Annotated in this window: 1 pseudogene; it reads left to right on the top strand. The window is 64.7% G+C overall.

The features are described 5' to 3' along the window. Positions 1 to 258: pseudogene (locus tag SB764_RS42030) on the top strand (c-type cytochrome); the annotation flags it as partial.

Raw genomic sequence — 258 nt, 5'->3', positions numbered from 1 at the left:
AGGCTGCATGCGCGTCGGCGGCATTGATCGGTCTGGTTGCAGCGAACGTCGCGCACGCCGCTGACGCCGGCAATGGCAAGGTGCTGGCCGACAGCCACAACTGCGCGGCTTGCCACGGTGTCAACCTGAACAAGCCGGTGAGCCCGGAATAGCCGAAGCTTGCCGGTCAGCACGCCGACTACGTCTACTGGGCGCTGCGCCAGTATCAGATGGGCAACGGTAACCCGCACCTCGGTCGCAACAACGCGATCATGCAGG

The organism is Paraburkholderia sp. SIMBA_027 (assembly GCF_046535315.1).
Taxonomy (GTDB): domain Bacteria; phylum Pseudomonadota; class Gammaproteobacteria; order Burkholderiales; family Burkholderiaceae; genus Paraburkholderia; species Paraburkholderia tropica.
This window is presented reverse-complemented; position numbering and strand designations above follow the sequence as displayed.